The 13,944-nt window shown below is 67.7% G+C and carries 12 protein-coding genes; 3 read left to right on the forward strand and 9 right to left on the reverse strand.

The features are described from left to right. Positions 1-10: 10 nt before the first annotated feature. From BM397_RS10620 to BM397_RS10630, 3 genes are read left to right on the forward strand one after another with little or no spacing between them, the layout of a single operon-like run. Positions 11-1,165: a glycosyltransferase family 4 protein gene (locus BM397_RS10620; protein WP_176806593.1), complete on the forward strand. Its 1,155-nt coding sequence runs from the start codon at positions 11-13 to the stop codon at positions 1,163-1,165. Continuing rightward, positions 1,162-2,322 carry a glycosyltransferase gene (locus BM397_RS10625; RefSeq protein ID WP_092423716.1) on the forward strand — a complete coding sequence of 387 codons (1,161 nt, stop codon included), beginning with the start codon at positions 1,162-1,164 and terminating at the stop codon, positions 2,320-2,322. The genes BM397_RS10620 and BM397_RS10625 overlap by 4 nt, the downstream gene beginning before the upstream one ends. Before the next feature lie 12 nt (positions 2,323-2,334). Next, positions 2,335-3,510, forward strand: coding sequence for a polysaccharide biosynthesis/export family protein (locus BM397_RS10630; RefSeq protein ID WP_092423719.1), 1,176 nt, complete (start codon positions 2,335-2,337; stop codon positions 3,508-3,510). A 16-nt stretch (positions 3,511-3,526) separates the two neighbouring features. Here BM397_RS10630 and BM397_RS10635 read toward each other — a convergent pair whose 3' ends face one another. The 9 genes from BM397_RS10635 to BM397_RS10675 all read right to left on the reverse strand — a co-directional run bounded on the left by BM397_RS10635 (position 3,527) and on the right by BM397_RS10675 (position 13,915). Further along, positions 3,527-4,459 carry an MYG1 family protein gene (locus BM397_RS10635; protein ID WP_092423721.1) on the reverse strand — a complete coding sequence of 311 codons (933 nt, stop codon included), beginning with the start codon at positions 4,457-4,459 and terminating at the stop codon, positions 3,527-3,529. A gap of 68 nt (positions 4,460-4,527) precedes the next feature. Then, positions 4,528-6,015 carry an acyl-CoA dehydrogenase family protein gene (locus BM397_RS10640; RefSeq protein WP_092423723.1) on the reverse strand — a complete coding sequence of 496 codons (1,488 nt, stop codon included), beginning with the start codon at positions 6,013-6,015 and terminating at the stop codon, positions 4,528-4,530. Positions 6,016-6,022: 7 nt separating this feature from the next. Next, a complete protein-coding gene (locus BM397_RS10645; RefSeq protein WP_092423725.1) occupies positions 6,023-7,666 on the reverse strand; it encodes a tannase/feruloyl esterase family alpha/beta hydrolase in 1,644 nt (547 codons plus the stop codon). A 57-nt stretch (positions 7,667-7,723) separates the two neighbouring features. Next, a complete protein-coding gene (locus BM397_RS10650; protein ID WP_092423727.1) occupies positions 7,724-8,599 on the reverse strand; it encodes an amidohydrolase family protein in 876 nt (291 codons plus the stop codon). 10 nt (positions 8,600-8,609) lie between these two features. Further along, the gene (locus BM397_RS10655) at positions 8,610-10,484 is read right to left on the reverse strand and encodes a feruloyl-CoA synthase (protein WP_092423729.1); all 1,875 of its coding nucleotides are present in this window, start codon (positions 10,482-10,484) and stop codon (positions 8,610-8,612) included. Positions 10,485-10,504: 20 nt separating this feature from the next. Further along, positions 10,505-11,278 (reverse strand): crotonase/enoyl-CoA hydratase family protein, encoded by a 774-nt coding sequence (locus tag BM397_RS10660; RefSeq protein WP_092423731.1) that lies wholly within the window; start codon positions 11,276-11,278, stop codon positions 10,505-10,507. A gap of 32 nt (positions 11,279-11,310) precedes the next feature. Beyond that, positions 11,311-12,075 carry an SDR family NAD(P)-dependent oxidoreductase gene (locus BM397_RS10665; RefSeq protein ID WP_092423733.1) on the reverse strand — a complete coding sequence of 255 codons (765 nt, stop codon included), beginning with the start codon at positions 12,073-12,075 and terminating at the stop codon, positions 11,311-11,313. Between the two features lie 11 nt (positions 12,076-12,086). Further along, positions 12,087-13,367, reverse strand: a complete 1,281-nt coding sequence (locus BM397_RS10670) for a TRAP transporter large permease (protein WP_092423735.1) — start codon at positions 13,365-13,367, stop codon at positions 12,087-12,089. Further along, a complete protein-coding gene (locus BM397_RS10675) occupies positions 13,367-13,915 on the reverse strand; it encodes a TRAP transporter small permease (protein WP_092423737.1) in 549 nt (182 codons plus the stop codon). The genes BM397_RS10670 and BM397_RS10675 overlap by 1 nt, the downstream gene beginning before the upstream one ends. Positions 13,916-13,944 lie beyond the last annotated feature (29 nt).

Genomic DNA, 13,944 nt, shown 5'->3' on the forward strand with positions numbered 1-13,944 from the left:
GGACTTTTCAATGGTTGGGCCCGCGCGGTTGCGGGGATTGTTGGTGATCCGCGGGAGCTTCTCTCACATCAATGCGCAGATCGAGGCGGCCCTTCGCAGGGTCCGCCCCGAGATGGAACTGGATGTCATCGACGTCGGCAAGGAGTTCAAGGAGGACATGCTGAGCCAGCTGCGTTGCCTGGTCGGGGTGCAGCGCGAGTACGGCCTTTCCAGTTGGAGTTCCAAGGACATGCTGCGCTACCGGCTTGCGCGGTCACAGACCTACTACGAGGCGGTCAGCGGCATGGTCCGCGACCGTTTCGACCCCGCGGACTATGATTTCACCCTCCAGACCCAGTCTCTGTTCAATGCGGCGCTGCCCGGGATTCCGAATTTCGTCTACACCGATCACGTGGCACGGGCGGGCATGTCGAGCCTGCAGGGCCAGTTCGGGGCGCCAAGCGACGGCTGGTTCGGCTGCGAGAGCGAGATCTACACTCAGGCCGATCATGTCTTCACCTTCGGCCCCAAGATCCGCCGGATGCTGATCGAGCAATACGGCCTTGCGCCGGACAGGGCCTCGGCGATCGGCGCAGGGGCCTCGGTGATGCCCAGCCACCCGGTCGAACTGAGCACCGAGCGCTTTGCCCGCCGCCGCATCCTCTTTGTCGGCGTCGACTGGGAGCGCAAGGGTGGCCCGGAACTGGTCGAGGCCTTCAAGCTCCTGAATGAGCGCCTGCCGGACGCGACCCTGACCATCATCGGTTGCAGCCCCGACGTGCAGGTCGAGGGCGTCGAGGTGCTAGGCCGCCTGCCGCTGGAACAGGTGGCGGACCATTTCCACGCGGCCTCATGCTTCTGCATGCCGTCGCGGCTCGAACCCTTCGGCGTGGTCTTCGTCGAGGCCATGCAATTCGGCCTGCCGGTGGTCTCCACCGATGTGGGCGACATCGGCTCCATCGTGGTCGAGAACGAGACGGGCCACGTGGTGCCCGCCGGCGATGCCACGGCGCTCTCCGAGGCGCTGGTTCAGACACTGGAGACCCCGGAGAACGCGCTTCGGCTCGGTGCGGCGGCGAAGCACCGCGCGGTGCAGTTCACCTGGGACGCAGTGGCGCGGCGGATCGCTTCGCATTTCCCCGGAGAGCCGGCCTTTCCGCAGGCAGAGCTGGAGGTGGCCTGGTGAGCAAGCGCATTCTCTATGTCATCGACAGCCTGAAGATCGGCGGTGCCGAGATGCTGCTGCTCGGCCTGCTTGACGCCGTGCGGGCCCGGGGCGGCGAGGCGCATGTGGCCTATTTCACTCCGGGCCCGCTCGAGGCCCGCGTGGCCGAGCGCGGGGTCGGCATGACCCGCCTCAGCACCAAGGGTCTCCGCGACCCACGGGCGCTGACCCGCTGCCTGAGGCTCATCCGCGACTGGCGCCCCGACATCCTGCACAGCCACCTGGTCAAGAGTGACCTCGTCGGCCAGATGGCGGCGCGCTTGTCCGGGGTGCCGCGCATCATCACGCTGCACAACACCGACCCCTGGCGCGAGAAGAAGGCGATGAGTCTGATTTATCGTGCCGCCACTGCCGGGGCCGACGCCTGCATCGGGGTTTCGGAACGGGTCACCGACCACGTTGCGCGCACCGGGGGCTTCCGGCGCAGCGCCATGGAGACCATCGTCAACGGCATCGATCTCGATCATTTCGACCGGGACCGGACCGAGCCGCTCGACCTTGCGGCCTACGGCGTGCACCCCGGTGCCAAGGTGGTGGCGGTGGTCGGTAGCCTGACCCCGCAGAAGGATCACGAGACCTTCCTGCGCTGCGCCGCGACGCTGGCGCAACGCGTACCCGGGGCGGTGTTCCTGGTGGTCGGCGAGGGTGATCTCGCGCCGCAGATCGAAGCGCAGGCCCGTGCCCTCGGGCTGGGGCCGGAACGCCTGATCCTGACCGGCGCGATCTCCAGGATGCGCGGGCTCTTGGCGGCGATCGACGTGCTGGCGATCTCCTCTGCCTGGGAGGGGCTGCCGATGGTGCTGCTCGAGGGAATGGCCATGCAATGCGCCATCGCCTCGACCGCCGTGGGCGGCATACCGGACGTTCTTGAGGATGGGATCAGCGGTCGGCTCGTGCCGCCGGGCGACCCGGAGGCACTGGCGCAGGCGGTGGCGCAGCTGCTGGCGGACCCCGGCGCGGCGGCCCGTCTCGGCGAGGCCGCGCGCGGCACCGTCGCCGCCCGCTTCAGCGCTGAGGTCATGCGCCAGCGCATCTTTGCCCTTTACGACACCAAGCAAGGACCGCGCCCCGGCGCGCGGCACCGGCCGGGCGAGCCCCGGCTGGACAGCCCCAATTGAGGAGTAGCGAGAATGGTTGTTTTCCTTCGCAAGTTTTCCGTCAGCACCGCACTGGTCCTGGCCCTGAGCCTGAGCGGCGGCGCGGTCCGCGCCGACACGCCCGATTACAACGTCGACGTGGGCGACAGGCTCACCATCTCGGTCTATGGCAAGCCCGAGATGTCGGGCACCTTCCAGGTCCGTGCGGACGGCAATATCGCCCTGCACCTGCTTGGGCCGGTCAATGTGCTCGGCCTGACCATGCGCGAGATCGAGGAACGGATCGAGAGCGAGGCGCGGGACCGCTTCTCAAGCCGCGAGTCGGTGCTTGTCGACATGCTCGAGTATCGGGACGTCTTCGTGCTGGGTGCGGTGGACACGCCGGGCGCCTATGAATTCCGGCCCGGGATGACGGTGATGAAGGCGGTGGCCATGGCCGGGGGCTTCGAGCGCATCCAGGAGGAGATGAGCAGCGATCGCGACATCCGCACGGCCCGCAACACGCTTGCCGAAGCGCAAAGCCGGCTGACCTTTGCCATCTCCGAGCGTGACGCGCTGGCCCGCGAACTGGCGCGGCTCGACGGTGTTGCTCCGGAGGCCAAGGCCGCGGACGCGCCACTGGACCTTCAGCAAGACCAACTGGTCGGCCTGCGCCGCTCGCTGATGCAGGACCTCTTGGAAGGTGCCAGCATGCGAAGCATGCTCGCCGACGAGGAGGCCGGGATGCTCGATCAGCGCCGCGAACTGATCAACGAGCGGCTCGATGCGACGCAGGAACAGCTCGAAAGCATGCAGGAGCTGGAGTCCCGCGGTCTGGCCCGCAAGGAGCAGACGCTTGGTCTGAAGATCGACCTGTCCGAATACAACGCCGACCTGCTGGAGGTTGCGGCCTTCGTGTCGCGGGCCAAGCAGACGCGGGCCAACGCCGAGAGCGACATTCAGGAAGCGCAGACCGAGTACCGGCTGAACCTGCTGCAGGACAAGCTCGAGGCGGATCAGCGGGTCGCGCAGGAGCAGACCGACCTCGAGATGGCGCTCGATTTCCTGCGGCTCGCGAGCCCGGCGGCGGCGGCCGACATGGGCGAGGCGGTCGAGACGATCTACGAGCTGTACCGCAACGGCTCGGACACCCCCGAGCGGGTGCCGCCGACCGCGCTGCTCGGGCCGGAGGACGTGCTTCAGGTCCGCTTCGAGGCGGTAATGCAGTAAGCGGCGATGGCGCGGTTCAGGCCGCGCCCGCCTCGGCCTCGCGCACGGCCAGTTCCGCCATGGCGAGGATCGCCTCGCGGCTGCCGGCGACGGCGATGAACCGGCCATTGTGGCAGAACTTCGCACCCGCGACAACGCTGGCCTCTTCCAGCGCGGCATCGGTCAGCCCGGCCCAGGCGGCGGGCAGGTCGGCACGCTGCTCGAAGCCGTCGGCGTTCTTGCGGATGCCGGTGAGCGCCCAGTCGTCGCCACGCGGGTGCACCACGAAGAGCAGGTGATCGGCACCCGCAGCCACCACCGCCGAGCGGAAGGGCATGCCCTGCGGTAGCTCCAGAATGCGGCTCTCCCCGGCGGCTTCGATGGCAGCCGTGACCTGCGCCTCGGCGCGGCGCTTGGCGGCCTTGCGACGGATCGAGGCCTCGACAAAGGCGCGGGCGATGTGCAGCGCGTCGGCAAAGGCCATGTCCTCGGCCTCGGGCGCCTTGTCGTCATAGACCGGCTTGAGGCTTTCCAGCAGCATCGGCAGCGTCAGGTCCGACAGCATCGGCCCGGCCTCGGAGGGGCTGAGCGCGCCATTGTCCATCAGGTCCACCGGCAGCACGAAGCCCCGGTCGAAGCTGGCGTGGATGCCCACTAGGTCGGCTTCCGGCACCTCCGCCGCGCGCAGGTAGTCGAGGCCGTAGTGCTTCCAGATCAGCCCGAAGGAGCTGTAGGGCTGGCCGTCTTCGCGCAGCGGCGCGTCCTTCTGGTGGTGGTCGTAGATGCCCTGCGCGTGGTCGTAGTCGCGGCCCACGTCATAGATGATCTTGCCCTCGCCCGGGGTGTTCCAACCCGCGTCGCGGGTACGCAGGATCTCTGCCTCCGGGAACAGGCGGGTAAGGATCACCGAGGACAGCAGCTCGTCGGCGTGGAAGCCGCCGGAATGGGTGACAAGGTGGGTGATCTGCATCTTCGGGCCTCTGGATTGCTCGGCGCCCCCATATCGCGGGAGCGCCCCGCTGCCAAGGCGCGAGCGATTCAGCCCGCCGCCAGCCTCAGCCGCACCGCCTGCGCCAGCAGCGCCGCGGTCTCCTGCGCGAAGCCATGCGCCTCGGCCCGCACATCCGGGGTCTCGGCCAGAGTGCGCGCGTGGCCCTGCCAGGCCTCGCAGCGCAGCTCCAGTTCGGCATCACCGCCGCCGAGCCGGGTGACCAGCGCCGCAAACTGCCCGATGGCCGCGCCGTCCTCCAGCTTCAGCCCGCGCGTTGCAAGTGTCAGCGCGTGGATGCCATTGGCGCCTTCGTAGATCGAGGTGATCCGCGCGTCGCGCCAGACCTGCGCGACGCCGTATTCCTCGAGGTAGCCGTAGCCGCCGAGGATCTGGATGCCGAGGTCGGCCGAGCGGATCCCGGCATCCGTGGCATAGATCTTGCACAGCGGGGTGAGGAACTCGATTAGGGCAGGGGCCTCGCCCTTTTCCAGCTCGCACAAGGCAACGTGGCACATTGCGCGGGCGGTACGCGCGAGATCCCGCTGCTCGTCCAGCATCCGGGTCACGTCGGGGTGGTCGGTTAGAAGCGCAGGTGTGCCCTCGGGGGTGCGGCCCTGTTTGCGCTCGGCGGCATAGGCGGCGGCAATCGCATGGGCGCGGCTGGCATGGGCGACACCCTGCAGCGCCACGTCGAGCCTTGCGTGATTCATCATGGTGAACATCGCCGCCAGCCCGCGCCCCTCGGTGCCGATCAGCTCGGCCGTCGCACCGTCGAATTCCATCTGGCAGGTGGGCGAGGCGTGCAGGCCGAGCTTTTCCTCGATGCGGGTGACGGTGATGGGGTTGCGGACCCCTTCGACCTCGGACGTGCAGAGAAACAGCGACAGTCCCTTTACCCCGTCCTCAGGCGTGCCGCTGCGCGCGAGCACCAGATGCAGGATGCCCTGCGACATGTCCTGATCGCCGCCGGAGATGAAGATCTTCTGTCCTTCGATCTTCCACGCATCCCCGTCCCGCGTCGCCTTGCAGCGGATGCGCGAGAGATCCGAGCCGGCACCAGCCTCTGTCAGACACATGGTCGAGAGCCACTCGCCCGAGGTGAGGCGCGGGATGCAGGCGGCCTGCTGCTCTTGCGTGCCATGCGCGAGCAGGGTCGAGATCGCGCCGGGAACCAGTCCCGTCACCATCTGCAGCGCGTGGTTGGCCCCCGAGAAGATCTCGGAAACCGCAGCTGCCGTCAGGTGATCCAGCGCCTGACCACCGAAGTCTTCAGGTGCGGTGAGCCCCTGCCAGCCGCCCTCCGCCAGCTCTGCATAGGCCGCGCCGAAGCCCTCGGGCATCCGCACCCGGCCGTTCTCGAGCCGGCAGCCCTGCCGGTCGCCGGGCTCGTTGAGCGGCGCGAGCACGCCCTCGGCGAAGGCGGCGAAGTGCTGGGTGATTTCCTGCGACAGCTCGGCATCCCAGCCGGGGGCGTCCCCGGCAAAGAGGCGCAGGCTGCGGAGGATCTCTTCGGTGGGGGCTTGGAAGGGGGTCATGGATGCCTCATTCGCAGCTGAAACTGTTGGCGGATTTCGGGTTGCCGCCTTGGTAACGCGCCACCGTCGGCGCCGGGCAGAGCGGGCGGCTGGCGCCTTGCAGCGCTTCGGGCAGTTCTGCGTTGTCGGCCCGCGCGGAGGCGGTCACGGCGCCGGGCGCGATGTCCTCCTCGACCCACGCCACCAGCGGCGTCAGCAGGTCGAAGGCATCCGTGCCGGGTCCGCCCGAGCAATGGTTCATCCCGGGCACAGGGTAGAAGCGGGCAAAGGCCTCGGCATTGTCGCCATTGTTGGCATCCAGGGCGGCATACCAGCGGGCGGTATCATTGACCGAGAACACCGGGTCGGCGACGCCGTGGGTGACGATGATCTTGCCACCGGCGTCTCGGAAGGCCGCCAGTTCCGGGTCGTCCGCGCCCGGGGGCGACATCACGTCCATCGCGGACTCGGGGAAGGTCTCGGAGGTGGCGTCGATCGCACCCGCCTGCGCGGCGATGTCGAACTGCATCAGGAAATCGGCCAGCGCCTGTGGGGCACCTTCGACTTCGGTGGGCGGCACGCTGAAGACCTGCGCCAGCGAGGCCGCGCCCATCACTCCGATGATTGGCATCTTCTCCCACGGCGGCACGGTGCTTTCGACCTTCCAGAAGCGCCAGTTGCCGCCCTCGATGCCGGTGTCCCAGCTCCAGTCGGAGTAGAGCTGCTGACCCTCGGCGCCCTTGGGCCCGGCGTGGATGGTTTGCAATGCGGAAACCTGAGCTCCAGACAGGCAGTCGGAGTTCTGCCCCTCGGCGCACTGCAGTGCGGTCAGGTCAAAGGCGGACTGACAGGCGGCGGTGTCCATCACCAGACCATCCTCGAGCCCGTCGAGCGCATCGCAGCTGGCGCGGATGCCCTGCGCGACCAGCGCGAGATCTTCCTTCGAGAAGGAGGTGCGCAAGTCACCGGTGATCGGGGTCAGCGCCTGCACGTCCAGCGCGTGCTGGACCGCGGCGCGGGGCAGGTTGAAGCCGGGTGCGGCGACCAGCAGCCCGTCGAAGGCTCCGGGCATGCGCGCGGCGGCGACCATCGCGTGCCGCCCGCCGTTCGAACAGCCGATGCCATAGGCGTGCTCGACCGGCTTCTCGTAATAGGCCTCGACCATCTTGCGCGCGAGCGGCTGGAGGATCTCGACGGCCTTGTAGCCGTACATTTGCCGCGCTTCGAAATCGAAGCCGAAGGCCGCGCCGCCGGCCAGCCCCATGTCCGGGTTGGCCGTACCGTCGTGGCCGGCATCACTGGAGACCACGGCGTAGCCCTGTGCCAGCGGCGAGCTGTCGCCGGTGCCGGCTTTCAGCGCGCCGGTGGCGGGTTTCACCTCGCCGTCGTTTCCGCCGTTGAACTGGTGAACGAAATCGCCGTTCCAGTCGTCCGGCAGCGCCAGCTCGAAGCTCAGCGCGTAGTCCTTGCCATCTGCGCCGACCCGCTCGGCGGTGCGGGCACGGATGCGGCACTGCGGGGCGCGGCTGTCCTCGCCCGCGGGGACGGCGGCGACCTCGGTGAAGGTGACTTCCGAAAGCCCCAGCGCCTCGGGGGTCAGCCCCTCGCAGTCAAGTGCGAGGGCGGGGGCGGCGATGCAGACAAGGGCCGTGCTGGCCAGAAGCGATTTCATAGAGGGTCCTCCCATGGGCATGAGGCCCGCGCGCCTCCTCCGCGCGCAGGCGGGTCTTCAGGCGTCGATGCCAAGCAGGCGCATCGCGTTTTCCTTGAGGATCAGCGGGCGCACCTCGTCCTTGAACTCGGCCTTGTCGAAAGCGTTCAACCACTTCTCGGGCGCGATCATCGGCCAGTCGGATCCGAAGAGCATCTTCTTCTTCAGGATCGAGTTGGCGTATTGCACGAGGATCTTGGGGAAGTACTTCGGCGACCAGCCCGAGAGGTCGATGTAGACATTGGGCTTGTGCTGCGCGACCGAGAGCGCCTCTTCCTGCCAGGGGAAGGAGGGATGCGCGAGGATGATCGGCATGTCCGGAAAATCCACCGCCAGATCATCCATATACATCGGGTTCGAGTATTTCAGCCGCATGCCGTTGCCGCCGCGCATGCCCGAGCCGACGCCGGTCTGCCCGGTGTGAAAGAGCGCCGGAACCCCGGCCTCGGCGATCGCCTCGTAGAGCGGATAGGCCATGCGGTCGTTGGGATAGAAGCCCTGCATCGTGGGGTGGAACTTGAAGCCCTTGATGCCGTGGTTCTCCACCAGATCGCGGGCCTCGCGCGCGCCCAGCTTGCCCTTCGCCGGGTCGATCGAGGCGAAGGGGATGAGGATATCGTCATTCTTGGCGCAGGCGTCGGCGACCTCGTAGTTGTCGTAGCGTCGGTAGCCGGTCTCGCGCTCGCTATCGACGGGGAAGATCACCGCCGCGATGTTCATCTCGCGATAATGAGCGGCGGTCTCGTCGATGGTCGGCGGATGCGCCCATGGCGCGCCGAAGTACTTGGCCATGGTCGATTGCAGCTCGTCGTAGCCATCGTCGGTGTGGCAGCCGCAGGCTTCCTCGGCGTGGGTGTGGAAGTCGATCGCGCGGATCTTGGCGAAGTCGATCATGGATGCCTCCTCAGACGCGGATCAGCGCCGGGTCTTCATTGTCGTAGAGCCGCTCCAGCAGGTCGGCGCGGCGGGTCAGGATCTTCTTGATGTTGAGCGAGCCCTTGTCGGTGATCTCGTGGTGCTCCAGCGAGGGCGGCTCGGCCAGCACCAGCGCGCGGGTTATGCGCTTCGCGGAGCCGGTGACATGTGCGTTCATCTCGCGCAGGCGCAGCTCGATCTTGGTCATCAGCTCGGCGTCGGTGATCGCGCCCTGCGTCTCCTCGCCGGGTTTGGCGGCACCGGGGACGGGGAAGATGAAGAGCCCCACCTCGCCGCGATCATGCCCGCAGATCACCACGTCCTGCGCAATCCCGGCCAGCTCCTTCAGCGCGGCCATGCGCAGGTTGCCCGCCTGCACCCATGTGCCGGTGTCGAGTTTGAAGTCCTCCGACACGCGCCCGTCGAAGATCAGCCCGCGGTTGGCATCCCCGGGGTCGACAAAGCGCACGGCGTCGCCGGTGATGAAAAAGCCCTCGTCGTCGAAGGCTTCGGCGGTCTTTGCCGGGTCGTTGAAATAGCCCTGCATCACGTTGGGGCCCTTTACCCGGACCTCGCAGCGCATGTCCTCGTCCGGGATCAGCTTTACCTCGACGCCGGGCAAGGGCACGCCGATTACCCCCGAGCGGCCGATCGGCTCGTGCACCATCAGGCAGGCGGGGGCGGTCTCGGTCAGCCCCCAGCTCGAGATCATCATCGGCAGCCCGCCGCGGGCGTGAATGCAGAACTGCTCTAGCGCCTCCCAGACGTCCTGCGGCAGCGAGGCCCCGGCGTAGAACAGCAGCTGCTGGTCCTTGAACAGATGCTGCTGCAGCGCCGGGTCGTCCTTGATCGCGCCGACCAGCATGTTCCAGCCCACCGGCACGTTGAAGGCCAGCGTGCCGGGCCGGTCGGTGCGGTTCTTGAGCGTGGTCTCGAAGCCCTTGCCGGTGGGCTTGCCGCTGTCGATGGTCAGCGTGCCACCATGCGCGAGCATCATGTTCACGTTGTGCGAGCCGCCGAAGACATGGTTCCACGGCAGCCAGTCGGTGATGCGCGGCGCGTGGTCCATCAGGAAGGGCAGGGCGACCTGCATCTGCACCTGGTTTACGCACATCATTCGGTGGGTGGTGAGCACGCCCTTGGGGTCGGAACTGGACCCGGAGGTGAACAGGATCTTCGCCAGCGTGTCCGGGCCGACGGTGGCGTGCACCGCGTCGAGCTCGGGGCTTTCCTCGGTGGCCAGAAGGTCGGCCATCGAGGTGACAGGGCGGCCTGCCTCGCCGCGCGCGGCGACCACCTCGACATCCGCGAGCTGCGGCAGGGCGAGGGCAGAGGCATAGCGCGTGGCGTCGTCGACGAAGGCGAGCTTGGGGGTCACCTTGTCGAGCACGTAGATCAGCCGGCCATGTGCCTCGGGGATCAGAGAGTATTGCTCGGCCAGAGGCACCACCGGCACGCCGATGTATTGCGCGGCCAGCGAGACCAGCAGGTGGTCGAGCCCATTGCCCGAGAGCATGGCGATCGTGTCACCCTGCCGCAGCCCGCGCACCAGCAGCGCCGAGGCGATGGCGCGGACTTGCTGCAGCAGCTCCTGATAGGTCACGTTGCGCCAGCCCGGGCCCTCGGTGGGGCGCTCCGAGACAGCGACGCGGTAGGGGGCCTCCTCGGCCCAGCGGTGCAGCCATGCGCCGGTGTTCGGCACCGCCTCGGGCAGATCGTAGCCCGAGCGCAGCAGGATGGTGCCGTCCTCGCGGTCCTCGCGCACGACCTTGTGCGGCACGTAGCGGGTCAGCGTGTGGCGGCGCGCCCAGTCGGCGCGGGCCTCGATCCCAGTCGGCGCGCGTTCGATGATGGTCATGTCCATTCCTCCTCCCTCCGGTCGGTTCAGCGGAACACGGGTGCGCGTTTCTCGAGGAAGGCGTTCAGCCCCTCTTCGGCGTCCGGGGTGGTTTGCACCAGCGCGGCGCAAAGGCTCTCGGTGAAGAGACCATCGCTGCGCGACATGTCGTTGATCCGGCTCAGGGCCTGCACCATGAAGTAGTTCGACATCGGCGCATTCCCGGCGATCTGCTCGGCCAGCTTGCGAGCCAGCGGAAGGGCCTCGCCTGCCTCGACGCTGTAATGGGTCAGTCCCAGCCGCAGCCCGTCTTCGGCACCGTATTTGCGCCCGGTCAGCATCATCTCGACCATGCGATCCGCCCCGAGGATGCGCCCCACGCGCACCGAGGCGCCGCCGCCGACGAAGATGCCGCGCCGCCCCTCGGGCAGCTGGAAGATCACCGAAGGCTCGGCGATGCGCACATGGGTCGAGGCCGCCAGTTCCAGCCCGCCGCCGATCACCGCGCCCTCCATGGCCGAGATCGTCACCTTGCCGCCGAACTGGATCATCTCCATCACCCGGTGCCAGTTGCGCGAATGGTAGACGCCGTCCTCGGCGCTGCGCGAGACGTGCTCCGAGAGATCGAGGCCGGAGCAGAAGTGCCCGCCCGCACCGGTCAGGATCACCACGCGAACCTCCTTGGGCAGGGTCACATAGGCGTTCTCCAGCGCCGCGATCAGCCCGTCGCTCATGGCGTTGCGCTTGTCGGTGCGGATCATGGTGATGGTGGCGATCTGGCCGTCCACCTCGGTGGTCAGGTACTTGGCGTGGTCAGACATGGCTATCTCCTTCGGGAACTTGGGGCGGGCGGTCATTTCGGGGCGAGCCGGACGGCGCTGTCGAGGCGAATGACCTCGCCGTTCAGCAGGGGATTCTGGATGATCTGCTGCACCAGCAGCGCGAACTCATCGGGTTTGCCCATACGCGAGGGGAAGGGCAGGCCAGCCTCCAGCGCGGTGCGCGCCTCGGGCGGCAGTCCGGCGCTCATGGCGGTCTCGAAAAGCCCCGGCGCAATGGTCATCACGCGGATGCCGAAGCGCGCAAGCTCGCGCGCAGCGGGCAGGGTGAGCGAGGCGATCCCGCCCTTGGAGGCCGCATAGGCGGCCTGTCCGATCTGCCCGTCCTGATAGGCGACCGATGCGGTGTTGAGGATGATCCCCCGCGCGCCGTCCGCATCGACCGGCTCCAGCGCCGACATGGCGCGGGCGGCGTGGCTGAGCACGATGTAGCTGCCTAGGGTGTTGATCCTCAGCGTGCGCTCAAAGGCCTCGATGGGCAGCGAGCCGTCGCGGGGCAGGATGCGGGTGGCGGTGCCGATCCCGGCGCAATTGACCGCGATGCGGGGGGTGCCGAGCTTTTCGACGACCGTGGCGAAGGCGGCTTCCACAGCGGTGGCGTCCGAGACGTCGACTGCCACAGCCAGTCCGCCGATCTCTTCCGCGACGCGCTGGGCGGTTTCGACCGAGAGGTCCAGCACCGCAACCTTCGCGCCCTCTTCGGCCAGCCGCCGGGCGGTGGCCTCTCCGAGGCCGCTTCCGGCGCCGGTGACGAGGGCGATGGTTCCTTTGATGTCCATGGGTGAAATCCTCAGAAGAAGCCGCGGATCGCGAGCATGCCGCCGACCAGCACGAGGTCGGCGAGGATGAAGGGCACGATCCCCGCGAAGACCTGCTCCAGCCGCACGTAGTCGCGGGCGACCGAATGTATGACAAAGACGTTGAGCCCCACCGGCGGTGTGATCATTCCGATCTCCAGCAGCTTGGCGACCAGCAGGCCGAACCACAGCTTGTCGACGCCGTGCTGGGCGAGGATCGGCAGGAACAAAGGCAGGGTCAGCAGCAGCGCGCCGATCGGTTCGAGGAACATGCCGAGGATCAGGTAGATCACCACGATCACCAGCAGCAGCGCGAAGGTGCCAAGGCCGAGACCTTCGACGAACATTCCCATCTGCATCGACAGGCCGGACATGGCCACGAGCCGGGTGAAGAGGTTCGCGCCGATGGCGATGATGAAGAGCGCGCCCGAGGAGAGCAGCGTGTCGATCAGGCTTTCCTTGAAGTCGGCCCAGCTCAGCGAGCGACGTGCAATGCCGAGCAGCAGCGCGACGAAGCTGCCGAAGGCCCCCGCCTCTGTGGCGGTGAAGAAGCCGGTGAAGAGCCCGCCGAAGACTGCGCCGATGAGCAGCAGCACAGGCCAGATCTCGGCGGTCTTCTTCCAGCGATCCCCCATGGTGTAGGGCTCGGCGCGCGGCAGGCTCTCGGGGCTGCGCAGCCAGACCAGCAGCACCGCGCAGATGTAGAAGGCCAGCGAGGCAAGGCCGACGAAAAGCCCGCCGAGGAACAGGTCGTTGATCGATATCTCGGCCTGGATGCCGAAGAGGATCAGGATGATCGAGGGCGGGATCAGCGCGCCGATGGTGCCACCCGCGGCGACCGCGCCGGTGGCGATGCGCAGATCGTATTTCTGACGCGCCATCTCGGGCACCGCGATGCGGCCGATGGCGGCAGAGCAGGCGACCGAGGAGCCCGAGACCGCGGCAAAGCCCGAGGCACCGGCCAGCGAGGCGATCGCCAGTCCGCCGGGCAGCCAGCCCCACCAGACCCGCGCCGCCTCGAAGAGGCCGCGGGTGAGGCCGGAGTGATAGGCGATGTAGCCCATCAGCAGGAACATGGGGATCGAGCTGAGCGTCCAGCTGGCCGAGGTGGTGTAGGGGATGGTCGAGAGCATCGAGAGCGCCGGGCGGATGCCTGCGACAGCCCAGATGCCGACGAAAGAGACGAGGATCAGGCTGGCGGCGATGGGCACGCGCAGGCCGATCAGGACCAGCAGGGCAGCGAGGGCCAGAATGCCGATGGTGACGGGATCCATCAGATGTCCTCCCCGGAATTGGAAATGTCTTCGAGGGCGCCGACGGGGTCGTGGTCATGCTCGCCGAAGCGGCCGGTCAGCACTTCGTAAATGCGGATCGCCATGATCAGCAGGGCGAGGGCGAAGGAAATCGGCAGGATCCAGTAGCTCGGCCAGGTGACGAAGCGCAGCGTGCCGGCCTCGATGTAGGCACCGCGCGACATCTGGCGCATCGCCTCGAGGCTGGAGCCGTAGGTCAGCACCGCCAGCACCGCGGCGAAGATGCCGAAGCCGAGCAGCTGCACCAGTTTCAGCGGCGTGCCGGTCAGCGTCTGGGTGAAGACCGTCGCCTCGATGTGACGGCGTTTCAGCTCGGTCAGTGCAAGCGGCAGCACGCTGACGGCGACCATGTAGTATTTGCCGACGAGATCGGCGGTGGCGGGAAAACCGGCGCCGAGGAAGGCGCGCATGAAGACGTCCACCACGACCTGCATCATCATCGCCAGCAGCACGAGGCCGCCCAATACCATACTGATCCGCGCCACGGCGGTCTCAATCGGGGTCAGCATCCGATCCTCCGGGGACTGAGGGGGGAAAG

Source organism: Alloyangia pacifica (assembly GCF_900116195.1).
Classification (GTDB): Bacteria; Pseudomonadota; Alphaproteobacteria; order Rhodobacterales; family Rhodobacteraceae; genus Salipiger; species Salipiger pacificus.

Excerpts from the sequence above, each read along its gene's own strand:
- BM397_RS10620 (WP_176806593.1), top strand. The coding sequence starts at position 11 with ATGGTTGGGCCCGCGCGGTTGCGGGGATTGTTGGTGATCCGCGGGAGC.
- BM397_RS10630 (WP_092423719.1), top strand. The coding sequence starts at position 2,335 with ATGGTTGTTTTCCTTCGCAAGTTTTCCGTCAGCACCGCACTGGTCCTG.
- BM397_RS10635 (WP_092423721.1), bottom strand. The coding sequence starts at position 4,459 with ATGCAGATCACCCACCTTGTCACCCATTCCGGCGGCTTCCACGCCGAC.
- BM397_RS10640 (WP_092423723.1), bottom strand. The coding sequence starts at position 6,015 with ATGACCCCCTTCCAAGCCCCCACCGAAGAGATCCTCCGCAGCCTGCGC.
- BM397_RS10645 (WP_092423725.1), bottom strand. The coding sequence starts at position 7,666 with ATGAAATCGCTTCTGGCCAGCACGGCCCTTGTCTGCATCGCCGCCCCC.
- BM397_RS10650 (WP_092423727.1), bottom strand. The coding sequence starts at position 8,599 with ATGATCGACTTCGCCAAGATCCGCGCGATCGACTTCCACACCCACGCC.
- BM397_RS10655 (WP_092423729.1), bottom strand. The coding sequence starts at position 10,484 with ATGGACATGACCATCATCGAACGCGCGCCGACTGGGATCGAGGCCCGC.
- BM397_RS10660 (WP_092423731.1), bottom strand. The coding sequence starts at position 11,278 with ATGTCTGACCACGCCAAGTACCTGACCACCGAGGTGGACGGCCAGATC.
- BM397_RS10665 (WP_092423733.1), bottom strand. The coding sequence starts at position 12,075 with ATGGACATCAAAGGAACCATCGCCCTCGTCACCGGCGCCGGAAGCGGC.
- BM397_RS10670 (WP_092423735.1), bottom strand. The coding sequence starts at position 13,367 with ATGGATCCCGTCACCATCGGCATTCTGGCCCTCGCTGCCCTGCTGGTC.
- BM397_RS10675 (WP_092423737.1), bottom strand. The coding sequence starts at position 13,915 with ATGCTGACCCCGATTGAGACCGCCGTGGCGCGGATCAGTATGGTATTG.